14 protein-coding genes are annotated in these 13,522 nt (G+C 60.6%); 3 read left to right on the top strand and 11 right to left on the bottom strand.

Annotated features, from left to right (window positions below):
* Positions 1 to 127 precede the first annotated feature (127 nt).
* Positions 128 to 886 (bottom strand): Nif3-like dinuclear metal center hexameric protein, encoded by a 759-nt coding sequence (locus tag BM132_RS14335; RefSeq protein WP_092456104.1) that lies wholly within the window; start codon positions 884 to 886, stop codon positions 128 to 130.
* 104 nt (positions 887 to 990) lie between these two features.
* Between BM132_RS14335 and algW the strand changes: the two genes are divergently transcribed.
* The 3 genes from algW (at position 991) to BM132_RS14320 (ending at position 5,261) form a co-directional block, all read left to right on the top strand.
* Positions 991 to 2,151: a Do family serine endopeptidase AlgW gene (gene algW, locus BM132_RS14330; protein WP_092394046.1), complete on the top strand. Its 1,161-nt coding sequence runs from the start codon at positions 991 to 993 to the stop codon at positions 2,149 to 2,151.
* A gap of 272 nt (positions 2,152 to 2,423) precedes the next feature.
* Complete coding sequence (locus BM132_RS14325; protein WP_092456101.1) at positions 2,424 to 4,529, top strand: TonB-dependent siderophore receptor; 2,106 nt, start codon at positions 2,424 to 2,426, stop codon at positions 4,527 to 4,529.
* Between the two features lie 12 nt (positions 4,530 to 4,541).
* Complete coding sequence (locus BM132_RS14320) at positions 4,542 to 5,261, top strand: DUF4198 domain-containing protein (protein WP_092456099.1); 720 nt, start codon at positions 4,542 to 4,544, stop codon at positions 5,259 to 5,261.
* A gap of 151 nt (positions 5,262 to 5,412) precedes the next feature.
* Here the strand turns inward: BM132_RS14320 and hisC are convergent, their stop codons facing one another.
* The 10 genes from hisC to BM132_RS14270 form a co-directional block, all read right to left on the bottom strand.
* Complete coding sequence (hisC, locus tag BM132_RS14315) at positions 5,413 to 6,465, bottom strand: histidinol-phosphate transaminase (protein ID WP_092456096.1); 1,053 nt, start codon at positions 6,463 to 6,465, stop codon at positions 5,413 to 5,415.
* A 2-nt stretch (positions 6,466 to 6,467) separates the two neighbouring features.
* The gene (gene hisD, locus BM132_RS14310) at positions 6,468 to 7,793 is read right to left on the bottom strand and encodes a histidinol dehydrogenase (RefSeq protein ID WP_092394058.1); all 1,326 of its coding nucleotides are present in this window, start codon (positions 7,791 to 7,793) and stop codon (positions 6,468 to 6,470) included.
* A 123-nt stretch (positions 7,794 to 7,916) separates the two neighbouring features.
* Entirely contained in the window at positions 7,917 to 8,552 is a 636-nt protein-coding gene (gene hisG / locus BM132_RS14305) for an ATP phosphoribosyltransferase (protein WP_047228656.1), read from the bottom strand.
* A gap of 129 nt (positions 8,553 to 8,681) precedes the next feature.
* Positions 8,682 to 9,947 carry a UDP-N-acetylglucosamine 1-carboxyvinyltransferase gene (murA, locus tag BM132_RS14300; protein ID WP_092394064.1) on the bottom strand — a complete coding sequence of 422 codons (1,266 nt, stop codon included), beginning with the start codon at positions 9,945 to 9,947 and terminating at the stop codon, positions 8,682 to 8,684.
* Between the two features lie 22 nt (positions 9,948 to 9,969).
* On the bottom strand, positions 9,970 to 10,209 hold the full coding sequence (locus tag BM132_RS14295; protein ID WP_047228657.1) for a BolA family protein: 240 nt from the start codon (positions 10,207 to 10,209) through the stop codon (positions 9,970 to 9,972).
* Between the two features lie 114 nt (positions 10,210 to 10,323).
* Complete coding sequence (locus tag BM132_RS14290; protein WP_092456093.1) at positions 10,324 to 10,641, bottom strand: STAS domain-containing protein; 318 nt, start codon at positions 10,639 to 10,641, stop codon at positions 10,324 to 10,326.
* Positions 10,638 to 11,291 (bottom strand): MlaC/ttg2D family ABC transporter substrate-binding protein, encoded by a 654-nt coding sequence (locus BM132_RS14285; RefSeq protein ID WP_092394070.1) that lies wholly within the window; start codon positions 11,289 to 11,291, stop codon positions 10,638 to 10,640. Before BM132_RS14285 ends, BM132_RS14290 begins: the two co-directional genes overlap by 4 nt.
* An 11-nt stretch (positions 11,292 to 11,302) precedes the next feature.
* Entirely contained in the window at positions 11,303 to 11,770 is a 468-nt protein-coding gene (gene mlaD / locus BM132_RS14280; protein WP_047228660.1) for an outer membrane lipid asymmetry maintenance protein MlaD, read from the bottom strand.
* On the bottom strand, positions 11,770 to 12,567 hold the full coding sequence (gene mlaE, locus BM132_RS14275) for a lipid asymmetry maintenance ABC transporter permease subunit MlaE (RefSeq protein WP_092394073.1): 798 nt from the start codon (positions 12,565 to 12,567) through the stop codon (positions 11,770 to 11,772). The genes mlaD and mlaE overlap by 1 nt, the downstream gene beginning before the upstream one ends.
* Positions 12,567 to 13,376 (bottom strand): ATP-binding cassette domain-containing protein, encoded by an 810-nt coding sequence (locus tag BM132_RS14270; RefSeq protein WP_092394076.1) that lies wholly within the window; start codon positions 13,374 to 13,376, stop codon positions 12,567 to 12,569. Before BM132_RS14270 ends, mlaE begins: the two co-directional genes overlap by 1 nt.
* Positions 13,377 to 13,522 lie beyond the last annotated feature (146 nt).

Here is a 13,522-nt window from a genome sequence, read left to right as displayed (position 1 = left end):
GGGTTCGGGCGTTACCACAGACTTTGTGGGAGCGGGCTTGCTCGCGAATGCGGTGGGTCAGTCAACTTTTATGCAACTGAACCACCGCATTCGCGAGCAAGCCCGCTCCCACAGGAGTTATAAGCAATCAAATGGGATTCGGGCAATCTATGAAGATATGCTCCAAAGCAAAGCGCCGCGCCAGGTAATCGCCCAATGCCTGCACACCATAGCGCTCGGTCGCGTGGTGCCCGGCGGCGATGAAGCTGATGCCGTTTTCCCGGGCGCTATGGAAAGTCTGCTCGGACGCCTCGCCACTGAGAAACAGATCCACCCCGGCCAGCACGGCCTGATCGATATAACCCTGGCCTCCGCCAGTGCACCAGCCGACCCGGCGGATCATCTGTTCGCCTTCGATCAACAAAGGCTCGCGGCCCATGACGTCCTGCACTTTACGGGCGAAGTCCCGAGGCGTCATCGGTTCGGACAAAGAGCCCACCAGACCGACCACCTTGGGGTTGTCCGGGTCCAGCGGTCCTTCGACGGTAATGTCCAACTGGCGGGCCAATTGCACGTTATTGCCCACCTCGGCATGCAGATCCAGCGGCAAGTGATAGGCCAACAGACTGATGTCGTGCTTGAGCAAGGTTTTGAGGCGACGCTGCTTCATGCCGGTCACGCACGGATTTTCGCCTTTCCAGAAATACCCGTGATGCACCAGCACCAGATCAGCGTCAGCCTCCACTGCGGCATCGAGCAACGCTTGGCTGGCGGTGACGCCGCTGACAATGCGCGTGACCTGAGGGGCCCCTTCGACCTGCAAGCCGTTGGGGCAGTAATCGGCAATCCTGCCCGCAGCCAGATAACGATCCGCTTCTTCTACCAGGGTGTTCAGGGCTACGGCCATGAAAAGACTCCTAAATATCCCGTTCAGAGGCGCGCGCGGCCTCGTATAATGCGCGACATTATGGGCGGTCTCACTCCGTCTGCAACCTTCGTAGGACGTGCTTAATGCTCAAGGCGCTGCGTTTTTCCGGCTGGCCTCTGTTGGCCGGCGTGCTTGTCGCTCTACTGATTATCCAGCGTTATCCAGAGTGGGTCGGCCTGCCGAGCCTCGACGTCAACCTGCAGCAGGCGCCACAGACCAAGGCACTGCAGCAAGGACCGGTGTCCTATGCCGACGCCGTGACCATCGCGGCACCGGCCGTGGTCAACCTGTACACCACCAAGGTCGTCAACAAGTCCAGCCATCCCCTGTTCGAAGACCCGCAGTTCCGGCGCTTCTTCGGCGACAACTCGCCCAAGCAGAAACGCATGGAGTCGAGCCTGGGTTCGGGCGTGATCATGAGCCCGGAAGGTTATATTCTGACCAATAACCACGTCACCAGCGGCGCCGACCAGATCGTGGTGGCCCTCAAGGATGGTCGCGAAACCCTGGCCCGGGTGATCGGCAGCGACCCGGAAACCGACCTCGCGGTGCTGAAGATCGACCTGAAGAACATGCCGGCCATCACCATTGGGCGTTCCGACAGCATTCGCATCGGCGATGTCGCCCTGGCCATCGGCAACCCCTTCGGCGTCGGCCAGACCGTGACCATGGGCATCATCAGCGCCACTGGGCGCAATCAGTTGGGCCTGAACAATTACGAAGACTTCATCCAGACCGACGCCGCGATCAACCCCGGGAACTCCGGCGGCGCGCTGGTGGATGCCAACGGCAATCTGACCGGGATCAACACGGCGATTTTCTCCAAGTCCGGCGGCAGTCAGGGCATCGGTTTTGCGATTCCAGTGAAGCTGGCCATGGAAGTGATGAAGTCCATCATCGAACACGGCCAGGTGATTCGGGGCTGGCTGGGTATTGAAGTGCAGCCGCTGTCCCAGGAGCTGGCAGAATCCTTCGGCCTGTCCGGGCGTCCCGGGATCGTGGTAGCAGGCATTTTCCGCGATGGCCCGGCCCAGAAGGCCGGCTTGCAACTGGGCGACGTGATCCTGAGCATCGACGGCGAACCGGCTGGCGATGGCCGCCGCTCAATGAACCAGGTGGCGCGGATCAAACCCACCGACAAGGTCACCATCCAGGTGATGCGCAACGGCAAGGAGCTCAAGCTCACCGCTGAAATTGGTTTGCGCCCACCGCCGGCACCGGTGGTGCTCAAGGAAGAAGAGTAACCCCGTGGCGAGGGAGCTTGCTCCCGCTGGGCTCTGTAGGAGCTGCCGAAGGCTGCGATCTTTAGATCTTGATCTTTCGCTTGCGACTCAACTGTCTGGGACAAGATCGCAGCCTCGTTGCACTCGACGGCTCCTACAGAGCCCAGCGGGAGCAAGTTCCCTCGCCCTAAAGAGACCGCGTTCGCCTCGGTTATTTTAGTTAGCCAGGAATAGCATATATTCTCATTAGTAGTGTTATATTGTTTCCATTCTAAGAATTGGAACAACATAACATGTCATCTCTAAAACGGATTTCCCTCGCCAGCCTGGCCCTGGGTCTGCTGGGTGAACCGGTTATGGCCGAGGAAATCCAGCCGATGGAACTGGACGCCATCAACGTCTCTGCCGACTACGAATCCCCTGCCGGTCCCGTAACGGGTTATCGCGCCACTCGCTCGGCCAGCGCCACCAAAACCGATACCGCCCTGCGGGACATCCCGCAATCGATCAGCGTGATCCCCGCCAGCGTTCTCAAGGACCTGGGCAGCACCAACGTTGAACGAGCCCTGGAATATGCCGGCGGCGTGTCGAAGCAAAACAACTTCGGTGGCCTGACGCTCTACGAATACAGCGTGCGCGGTTTTACCACTTCGGAGTTCTACAAGGACGGTTTCAGCGCCAACCGCGGTTATCCGAGTACGCCGGACGCGGCCAACATCGAACGCATCGAAGTGCTCAAAGGACCGGCGGCCAGCCTTTACGGGCGCGGCGACCCCGGCGGCACGGTGAACATCGTCACCAAAAAACCCCAGCCCGAAGCCTTCACCACCCTGCAAACCAGCGCTGGCAGCTGGGATCGCTACCGCACCGCCCTGGACGTCAACACGCCGCTGGACGCTGAGGGCAGTCTGCTGTCGCGGGTCAACCTGGCGGTCGAGGACAATCACAGCTTTCGCGATCACGTCCAGAGCAAGCGCGTCTTCGTCGCGCCCTCCATCAGTTGGCAACTGAGTCCCGACACCCGTCTGCTGGTGGAAAGCGAAATCGTGCGCCACAGCTCGACATTCGACCGCGGCATCGTCGCCCCGAACAACCGCTGGAGCGGCGTTTCCCGCTCGACCTTCCTGGGCGAACCCAACGACGGCGACATCGACAACCACAACAACATGCTCCAGGCCGCCCTCGAGCATCAGCTCAATGACGCCTGGCAACTGCGCCTGGCCAGCCATTACAAGCAGGGTGAACTCTGGGGCTTTGCCTCCGAGGCACTCCCGCTGAACGCCGACGGCCACACGGTGAACCGCCGCTACCGTGAGCGCGACAACAATTGGCACGACAGCATCACCCAGTTGGAACTGCGGGGCCTGTTCGACCTGGGCCCCTGGCAGCACGAACTGCTGATCGGCAGTGAATACGAGGACTACCGCAAGAACGAGCGCGTGACCAGAATCAACGGTGGCACTTACCCCATCGACATCTATCAACCGGTCTATGGTCAGCCGAAACCTGATGGTCAACGTACCGGCAGCGACTTCTTCGAACGGGTGAAAAGCCGTGCGTTGAACCTGCAGGACCAGATCGTCTTCACCGACAAACTGCGGGGCATGCTCGGCGTGCGTTATGAGCATTTCGAGCAGAGCATTGACGATCACAACACCGGGGTCCCCAGCCGCCAGCGTCATGACGCCTTCACGCAACGGGCCGGCCTGCTGTACCAACTGACACCCGAGGTCGGACTGTTCGCCAACGCTTCCACCTCGTTCAAGCCCAACAATGGCCTGGATGCCGGGGGTAAAACCTTCGATCCGGAGGAAGGCGTTGGCTATGAAGTGGGGATCAAAAGCGAGCTGTTCGACGACCGTGTGAGCACCACCCTGGCGGCGTTTCATATAGAGAAGGAAAACGTCCTGGCGCTCGACCCGGCGACTGACTCCAGCCGCGCCATGGGCAAGGCCCGCAGTCAGGGGGTCGACCTGCAAGTCACCGGACAGGTGACTGACGCCATCCGGGTGATCGGCGCCTTCGCCTACATCGATGCCGAGGTAACCAAGGGTGACGAAACCATTCCCACCGGCAGCCGGATCCTTGGCGTGGCCAAGCACAGCGGCAGCCTGCTCGGCGTCTACGAGTTCCAGGACGGGCAACTGCGCGGTTCCGACGTGGGTGCGGCATTCACATACGTCGGGGATCGCTCGGGCGAAGCCGGCAAGGACTTCGAACTGCCGGCCTACCACACGGTGGATCTGCTGGCCCATTACAAGGCCAGCGACAACGTCACCGTGGGCCTGAACCTGAACAACGTCTTCGACGAAAAATACTACGAGCGCTCCTACAGCAACTACTGGGTCAACCCCGGCGAGCCACGCAACTTTACCGTCAGCCTCACCCTTGATCTGTAAAAAGGAAAATCAATGAAATACTCCAAGACCTTCGCCCTGCTCAGCCTGTTCCTGGCCACACAGGCCTCGGCCCATGGCCTGTGGACCGAACAACGGCGCGGCAACATCGAAGTGATTTACGGCCACGGCGCCGAGGACAATGCCTTCAAGGCGCAGAAAATCAGCGGCGCCTGGGCCTATGACCTGGGCGGCAAGATGATCCCGGTCACCGTGGAACGCTTGCCCGACCATGCTCGCCTGCAACCCCTCAAGCCACCCGCCGTGATGGCCGTGGAGCTGGACAACGGCATGTGGTCCCAGACCGCCGACAAGAAGTGGATCAACGAAGGTCGCAGCAAGGTGCCGGGGGCGATTGAGTCGACCCACACCTTCAAGTACAGCCTGGCGATCTACGAGCCGGGGGCGAAGTTGCCAAAACTCGATCAGGTCAAGTTCCTGATCCTGCCGGAAGTCGACCCGCTGAGCGTAGGCCCGGGCCAGTCACTGCCGGTTCGGGTGCTGCTGGACGGCAAACCGGCCGCCGGGGTGAAGCTGGTGGGTGATTACCGCAGCGCACCGGACACCGTATCGGCTGAAACCGACGCCGAAGGCCGGGCCAAAGTGCTGGTGCGTAACGAGGGGTTGAATGTGATCGCCGCGCAGATGGAGATTGCGCTCAAGGACAACAAGGACGTGGCAACCCGTGGGGTGTTCACCTCGCTGACCTTCCTGGGTGAAGAGCATCACGAATAACCCACACTGATAGGCGCATTGATCAGTGGGAAAGATTGACCTGTGGGAGCAAGGCTTGCCCGCGATAGCGCGGTGTCAGTCAACTTAAATGCTGACTGAACCACCGCCATCGCGGGCAAGCCTTGCTCCCACAGGGATTTTCACCGGGCTCTTAGAGTTCGCCGAGGGCGTCGACCAACGCCTGGTTCTGCTCCGGCGTACCAATGCTGATCCGCAGGAACTGGGCAATCCGTTCCTGCTTGAAGTGCCGCACGATCACGCCCTGCTCGCGCAATTTCGCCGCCAGCCCTGCCGCATCGTACCGGGGGTGACGGGCGAAGATGAAGTTGGCCGCCGAAGGCAACACGTCAAAGCCCTTGGCTTGCAACTGCGCCACCACCCATTCACGGTGCTCGATGACCAACCGGCAGGTCTGCTCGAAATACTCCCGATCGTCGAACGCCGCCGCGCCACCGACGTTCGCCAGGCGATCCAGCGGGTAGGAGTTGAAGCTGTTCTTGATCCGCTCCAGCGCTTCGATCAGGTCCGGATGGCCCACCGCCAGGCCCACCCGCAACCCTGCCAATGAGCGGGACTTGGACAGGGTCTGGGTGACCAGCAGGTTCGGATAGCGGTCCACCAGACTGATGGCTGTCTCGCCTCCGAAGTCGATATAGGCTTCATCGACCACCACCACCGAGTCCGGGCTAGCCTTGAGGATCTGCTCGACCGCTTCCAGGGCCAACAGGCAACCGGTTGGGGCATTCGGGTTGGGAAAGATGATCCCGCCGTTTGGTTTGGCATAGTCCGCCGGGTCGATCTGGAACTGCGCGTCCAGCGGCACCGCGTCGAACTGGATGCCGTACAACCCGCAATACACCGGATAGAAGCTGTAGCTGATATCCGGGAACAACAGCGGCTGATCGTGTTGCAACAGGCCGTGGAAAATGTGCGCCAGCACTTCGTCCGAGCCATTGCCCAGGAACACCTGATTGCTTTGCACACCGTAATAGCCGGCCACGGCGTTTTTCAGCAGATCGCTGTTGGGATCCGGGTACAGGCGCAGGTTGTCGTTCAGCTCGGTTTGCATCGCCGCCAGGGCCTTGGGCGATGGGCCGTAGGGGTTCTCGTTGGTGTTGAGCTTGACCAGGCGGGTCAGTTTCGGCTGTTCACCCGGCACATAAGGCACCAGGTTCTTGACGAACGGGCTCCAGAATTTACTCATGTTCAGTCTCCTTGCTTGTCGTCAAGAATGCGGTATTCGGCACTGCGGGCGTGGGCGCTCAGCGACTCGCCACGGGCCAGCACCGAAGCGGTCTTGCCCAGTTCGGACGCACCTTGCTCGGAGCAGAAGATGATCGACGAACGTTTCTGGAAGTCATACACCCCCAGCGGCGACGAGAAACGCGCCGTACCGGAAGTCGGCAACACGTGGTTGGGACCTGCGCAATAGTCGCCCAGGGCTTCGCTGGTGTGGCGGCCCATGAAGATCGCACCGGCGTGGCGGATCTGCGGCAGCCAGGCTTGCGGGTCAGCGACCGACAACTCCAGGTGCTCCGGCGCGATGCGGTTGGCAACCTCGATAGCCTGCTCCATGTCCTTGACCTTGATCAGCGCGCCGCGACCGTTGATCGAGGTGCTGATGATCTCGGCGCGCTCCATGGTCGGCAGCAGCTTATCGATGCTGGCGGCCACTTTGTCGAGGAACTCGGCGTCCGGGCTGACCAGGATCGCCTGGGCGTCTTCGTCGTGCTCGGCCTGGGAAAACAGATCCATGGCGATCCAATCCGGGTCGGTCTGGCCATCGCACACCACCAGGATCTCCGACGGGCCGGCGATCATATCGATACCGACCTGACCGAACACATGACGCTTGGCGGTGGCGACATAGATGTTGCCAGGACCCACCACCTTGTCGACCCGCGGCACGCTCTCGGTGCCATAGGCCAGAGCCGCCACGGCCTGGGCACCGCCGATGGTGAACACCCGGTCCACGCCTGCGATGCAGGCGGCGGCCAGCACCAGTTCGTTGATTTCACCGCGAGGGGTCGGCACCACCATGACCACTTCGGTCACGCCGGCGACCTTGGCCGGAATGGCGTTCATCAACACCGAGGACGGATACGACGCCTTGCCACCCGGCACGTACAAGCCGGCGCGGTCCAGCGGCGTGACCTTTTGACCCAGCACCGTGCCGTCGGCTTCGGTGTAAGTCCAGGAATCCTGTTTCTGCCTCTCGTGATAGTCGCGCACCCGCGATGCGGCTTTTTCCAGGGCTTCGCGCTGCGGCACGGTGATCCGGGTCAGGGCCAGCTCCAGACGCTCGCGCGGCAGGATCAGGTCGGCCATGGACGCCACTTGCAGGCCATCGAATTTCTGGGTGAATTCCACCAAAGCTGCGTCGCCACGCTCGCGCACAGCCTTGATGATGTCCAGCACCCGCTGATTGACCGAGTCATCAGACACACTTTCCCAGCTCAGCAGATGATCCAGATGATGCGCAAAATCCGGATCGGCAGCGTTGAGTCGGCGAATCGAAGTGGGAGCGGTCATAGCGAGGGCCTCATTAATGGCAAATGCTCAGGCGCCCTAAGCTACCAGTCCATTCGCGTGGGCACCTGAGAAAATTGGCTATGACACGGATAGACGGGCGCGACTCAAGGTCGCGCAGGTGAATCAGCCGCGGTGTCGCGATTCCACTGCCTTGCGCAGGGTATCGATCAGAGCCTGGATACGGGCGTGCTGCATTTTCATCGAAGCCTTGTTGACGATCAGCCGGGAGGTGATGTCAGCGATGAAATCCTGGGGTTCCAGGCCATTGGCCCGCAGTGTGTTGCCGGTGTCGACCACATCGATGATCTTGTCCGCCAGGCCGATCAGCGGCGCCAGCTCCATCGAACCGTACAACTTGATGATGTCGACCTGACGGCCCTGCTCGGCGTAATAACGCTTGGCAATGTTGACGAACTTGGTCGCCACCCGCAAACGCCCTTTGGGCTCTGGCGCGCCGACTTTGCCGGCGGTCATCAGCTTGCAGCGGGCGATCCGCAGGTCCAGAGGCTCGTACAGGCCCTGGCCGCCGTACTCCATCAGCACGTCCTTACCGGCAACGCCCAGGTCGGCGGCGCCATGTTCAACGTAAGTCGGAACATCGGTGGCGCGCACGATCAGCAAGCGTACATCGGCTTGAGTCGTGGGAATGATCAGCTTGCGGCTCTTGTCCGGATTCTCGGTCGGCACGATGCCCGCTTCAGCCAGAAGCGGCAAGGTGTCATCAAGGATGCGGCCCTTGGACAGTGCAATGGTCAACATGGGAAACGTCAGTCCTTATCAAGGTACTCATGCCCGGTCGCAAGCGGCGCCGGACACACATCGAGGGTGTTACCACCCTCGACCTGAAACGAAATCAACAGGCGCGTCCCTGCGCCCATGCAGCCGGACCTAGCCCGGTACGCGGCGGATCTTGGCGCCGAGCATCTGCAGTTTCTCTTCGATGCACTCGTAACCACGGTCGATGTGGTAGATACGGTCGATCAGGGTATCGCCTTCGGCAACCAGGGCCGAAATCACCAGGCTGGCCGAAGCCCGCAGGTCGGTGGCCATCACTGGCGCGCCCTTGAGTTTCTCAGTACCGGTCACGATGGCGGTGTTGCCTTCGACCTGGATCTTGGCACCCATGCGATGCAGTTCGTACACATGCATGAAGCGGTTTTCGAAGATCGTTTCGATGACCGCTCCGGTGCCTTCGGCAATGGCATTGAGCGAAATGAACTGCGCCTGCATGTCCGTCGGGAACGCCGGGTACGGGGCGGTCCGCACGTTGACGGCTTTAGGCCGCTTGCCGTGCATGTTCACTTCGATCCAGTCTTCGCCGCAGGTGACTTCGGCACCGGCTTCCTTGAGTTTCTCCAGGACGGCTTCAAGGATGGTCGGATCGGTGTCCTTGACCTTGACGCGGCCACCGGTGACAGCAGCAGCCACCAGGTAGGTGCCGGTTTCGATCCGGTCCGGCATCACTTTGTAAGTGGCCGAATGCAGGCGCTCGACACCATCGATGGTGATGGTATCGGTGCCAGCGCCGCTGATCTTGGCGCCCATGGCGATCAGGAAGTTGGCGAGATCGACCACTTCAGGCTCACGGGCGGCGTTTTGCAATACGCTGCGGCCGCGGGCCAGTGCGGCCGCCATCATGATGTTCTCGGTACCGGTCACACTGACGGTATCGAAGAAGAAGTGAGCCCCGCGCAGACCGCCTTCAGGCGCCTTGGCCTTGATGTAGCCGCCCTCGACGTCGATCACCGCACCCATGGCTTCCAGGCCGCGGATATGCAGGTCCACCGGACGCGAGCCGATGGCGCAACCACCTGGCAAGGCAACTTCGGCTTCACCGAAACGGGCCACCATCGGTCCCAGTACCAGAATCGACGCACGCATGGTTTTCACCAATTCGTACGGGGCGATCAGGGTCTTGATGGTGCGCGGGTCGATCTCGACGCTGAGCTTTTCGTCGATCACCGGTTCAATGCCCATGCGACCGAACAGCTCGATCATGGTGGTGATGTCGTGCAGGTGCGGCAGGTTCGCCACGGTCACCGGGCCATCGCACAGCAACGTCGCGGCCAGGATCGGCAGGGCGGAGTTCTTTGCCCCGGAGATGCGGATTTCGCCATCAAGACGAACGCCGCCGGTAATAATCAGTTTATCCATAAGAATCTCGACGCCCTTGGGCTCAGGTGCGCTCGGCCCAGGCCGCGCGGCTGAAAAATTTCATAGTGACCGCATGGATGCTGCCATCGGCGATCCACGGGTTCAAATGGGCATAGATCTGCTGCTGACGCTTCACCGGGCTCAACGCCGCCAGTTCATCGCTGATCACGTTCAGCTGAAAGTTGCAGCCTTCGCCCTCAACTTCAATGACAGTTTCGGGCAGCTTTCCTTCAAGGAAGCTCTTCACTTCTACGGCCTGCATGCTCAACCTCTATCGGCGCCCTGTGCGCACGGGTCGCACATCATACAAAAAAGCCCCGCGCCTGCGAACCCCGCGAAGCAGGACTCTGACGGGGGGCTTTTTCAGGGATGTGGGTCAGGAGTGCACCAATAGCTCGGTCAGTTCGCTGACCTGGGCTATTTCGCGCATGTCTTCGGGCATCCCACGGATGCTCCACGCCTTGCCGGCGGCCTCGGCGTCACGCACAAAGCACAGCAGCAGGGACAAGCCAACACTGCTGGACTTCTGCACCGCCGAGCAGTCAATGACCAGCTCTGCGGCGCCGGCGGAGCCGATCAGCGCCTGACCCTGCTTGCGCAGTTCCGGACCGGTGCGATAGTCCAGCACGCCACTGAGCAACAGCTCGCCAGATTCGCCCAGACGAATGGCCGACTCACTCGCCAACTCACTCATTGCGCCTGCTTCTCTTGAGCATCCTGGGCAACTTCCTTGGCCTTGGCGACTTCACCGGCCCAACCGTCGATGGTTTTGTCCAGATCATTGCCGTTGTGCTGCATCGCATCAGCGAACTGATCGCGGAACAGCTTGCCGATGTTGATGCCATTGATGATCACGTTACGCACCTTCCACTCGCCGTTGATTTTCTCGAGTGTGTAGGACACAGGATAGATGGCGCCGTTATTGCCCTTGACCTGCATATCGACGCTGGTGCGGTTGCCGTTTTCCTCCTTGGCCGGCGAAACGGTGATGCCCTGGTTGTTGTATTCGAGCAAGGCGTTGCCATAGAACTGCATCAGGCTGCGCTTGAAGTTTTCCTGGAAGCGGGTCATCTGCGCCGGGGTCGCCTTGCGCGAGTACTTGACGGTCATGATGCTTCGGGAAATACCGTCGGCATCCACCACGGGACCGACGATGCCGTTCAGCGCGTCGTAGAACGCCCCCGGATCCTGCTTGTATTTCTCTTTGTTCGCGGCCAGGTCTGCCAGCAACCGGGTGGTAGTGTCCTGGATGATTTCATGGGCCGAAGGCGCGGCCACGGCGTTGGCCATCAGCGGCAGCGCCGCGAGCAGCACCAACAGGCTACGTCGCAAGATAGAGATCATTCAAAAGCTCCTCATTTGGCGTCTTTGCTAACGGTATTGAGCAGGAATTTACCGATCAGGTCCTCGAGCACCAGTGACGACTGCGTATCGTGGATGGTCCCGCCATCCTTGAGCAAAGCTTCTTCACCGCCAACGCTGATGCCGATGTATTTCTCGCCCAGCAGCCCAGCAGTGAGGATCGATGCAGTGGAGTCAGTCGGCAGGTTATCCACGCGCTTTTCCAGCTGCAGCGTCACCCGACCGGTGAAACTGTCGCGGTCCAGATCGATTGCCGTGACCTTGCCGATGGTTACACCGGCCATGGTCACTTTGGCTCTGACCGTCAAACCGGCGATATTGTCAAAATAAGCATAAAGTTTATAAGTGTCGGTGCTTGCGGTCGGCGCCAGGCCACTGACCCGCAGGGCCAACAACAGCAAAGCCAGGATGCCAGCCAGCAAGAAAAGGCCGACACCGATTTCCAGGGTGCGGTTTTGCATCAGAAATCTCCAAACATCAAGGCGGTCAGAATAAAGTCAAGGCCCAGGACCGCCAGCGAGGCGTACACCACGGTCTTGGTTGTGGCACGGCTGATCCCCTCTGACGTGGGCTCACAGTCATAGCCTTGAAACACGGCGATCCAGGTCACCACGAAAGCGAATACGGCACTTTTGATCACGCCGTTGAGCACGTCATCGAGAAAATCGACGCTGTTCTGCATGTTGGACCAGTAGGAACCTTCATAGACACCCAGCCAGTCGACAGCCACCCACGAGCCGCCCCAGATCCCCACGACGCTGAAAATGATCGCCAGCACCGGCAGGGAAATGAAACCGGCCCACAGGCGCGGGGCGATGATGTATTTGAGCGGGTCGACACCGATCATTTCCAGACTGGACAACTGCTCGGTGGACTTCATGTTACCGATTTCGGCCGTCAGCGCCGAACCGGCACGCCCGGCAAACAGCAACGCGGTCACCACAGGCCCCAGTTCGCGCAACAATGTCAGCGCGACCATCTGTCCAACCGCCTGCTCCGAACCGTAGCTGGACAAGATGTTGAACCCCTGCAGCGCCAGGACCATACCGATGAAGATCCCGGAGACCACAATGATCACCAGGGACATCACGCCCACCGAGTGCAGTTGCTTCACCAGCAGGCCAAAACCACCACCCGTGGAGTTACGCCCAAGCAGGGCATGCATCAGAAACAGCGAGGAACGGCCCAGCACGGCCACCACATCGATGCCGGAACGACCAAACAAGCGAACTCTTTCTATCAGTGATTTCTTGCGCATCAGCGCTTCCCCAGCAGATCGGTGCGGTAATCCGTGGCCGGAAAATGGAACGCCACAGGCCCGTCCGGATCACCCTTCATGAATTGACGAATGCGCGGGCTGTCCGAGGCCTTCAATTCCTGGGGCGTACCCTGCCCCAGCACCTGGCCGTCGCCGATCACGTAGATGTAGTCCGCAATGCTGGCGGTTTCGGCCAAATCGTGGGACACCACAATGCTGGTAATACCCAGCGCATCGTTGAGCAGGCGAATCAGGCGCACCAGCACGCCCATGGCAATCGGGTCCTGGCCAACGAAGGGTTCGTCATACATGAGGATCTTCGGATCAAGGGCAATCGCCCGGGCCAGGGCGACGCGGCGCTTCATGCCACCGGACAGTTCGTCCGGCATCAAGTCCAGGGCACCACGCAGTCCGACCGCCTGCAATTTGAGCAGGACAATGTCGCGAATCATCTCTTCCGGCAGGTCGGTATGGACCCGCAAGGGGAATGCCACATTCTCGAACACATCAAGATCGGTGAACAACGCGCCGCTCTGGAACAGCACGCCCATGTGCTTGCGCGCATCGAACAGATCGCTGCGCGACAGCTTTGGAAGATTCTGTCCATTGACCCAGACTTCGCCGGCACTGGGGCGCAACTGTGCGCCCATCAGCCGCAACAGCGTGGTCTTGCCGCACCCGGAAGGCCCCATGATGCCGGTGACCTTGCCGCGGGGAATGCGGATATCGATGTCATTGAAAATGCTGCGCGTCCCTCGCTTGAAGGACAATCCCTTCAGCTCGACCGCGTAGGCGTTGTCGGCACTCATCTAAACTCCTTGCGATGCAGCCTCACATCCGAATGCCCTGACCAACCGACAAACGCCGGACTGCCGGGCACCCGAACCGGCGGCGAACTATATCACTGCAACTGTCGCGCGCCCAAGGGTTACCCCCCTCCCGTTAAGGGTGGATT

It is taken from the genome of Pseudomonas sp. NFACC45 (assembly GCF_900113505.1).
In the GTDB taxonomy this organism is placed as follows: Bacteria; Pseudomonadota; Gammaproteobacteria; order Pseudomonadales; family Pseudomonadaceae; genus Aquipseudomonas; species Aquipseudomonas tehranensis.
The sequence above is the reverse complement of the archived record's forward strand: the minus strand, read 5'-3'. Positions and strand labels throughout refer to the sequence as shown.

Coding starts and splice junctions, on each gene's coding strand:
- mlaE (WP_092394073.1), bottom strand. CDS start 12,567: ATGCGCAAGAAATCACTGATAGAAAGAGTTCGCTTGTTTGGTCGTTCC.
- hisC (WP_092456096.1), bottom strand. CDS start 6,465: ATGAGTAAATTCTGGAGCCCGTTCGTCAAGAACCTGGTGCCTTATGTG.
- algW (WP_092394046.1), top strand. CDS start 991: ATGCTCAAGGCGCTGCGTTTTTCCGGCTGGCCTCTGTTGGCCGGCGTG.
- BM132_RS14290 (WP_092456093.1), bottom strand. CDS start 10,641: ATGAGTGAGTTGGCGAGTGAGTCGGCCATTCGTCTGGGCGAATCTGGC.
- BM132_RS14320 (WP_092456099.1), top strand. CDS start 4,542: ATGAAATACTCCAAGACCTTCGCCCTGCTCAGCCTGTTCCTGGCCACA.
- BM132_RS14335 (WP_092456104.1), bottom strand. CDS start 886: ATGGCCGTAGCCCTGAACACCCTGGTAGAAGAAGCGGATCGTTATCTG.
- hisD (WP_092394058.1), bottom strand. CDS start 7,793: ATGACCGCTCCCACTTCGATTCGCCGACTCAACGCTGCCGATCCGGAT.
- BM132_RS14295 (WP_047228657.1), bottom strand. CDS start 10,209: ATGCAGGCCGTAGAAGTGAAGAGCTTCCTTGAAGGAAAGCTGCCCGAA.
- murA (WP_092394064.1), bottom strand. CDS start 9,947: ATGGATAAACTGATTATTACCGGCGGCGTTCGTCTTGATGGCGAAATC.
- BM132_RS14285 (WP_092394070.1), bottom strand. CDS start 11,291: ATGATCTCTATCTTGCGACGTAGCCTGTTGGTGCTGCTCGCGGCGCTG.
- BM132_RS14270 (WP_092394076.1), bottom strand. CDS start 13,376: ATGAGTGCCGACAACGCCTACGCGGTCGAGCTGAAGGGATTGTCCTTC.
- mlaD (WP_047228660.1), bottom strand. CDS start 11,770: ATGCAAAACCGCACCCTGGAAATCGGTGTCGGCCTTTTCTTGCTGGCT.
- BM132_RS14325 (WP_092456101.1), top strand. CDS start 2,424: ATGTCATCTCTAAAACGGATTTCCCTCGCCAGCCTGGCCCTGGGTCTG.
- hisG (WP_047228656.1), bottom strand. CDS start 8,552: ATGTTGACCATTGCACTGTCCAAGGGCCGCATCCTTGATGACACCTTG.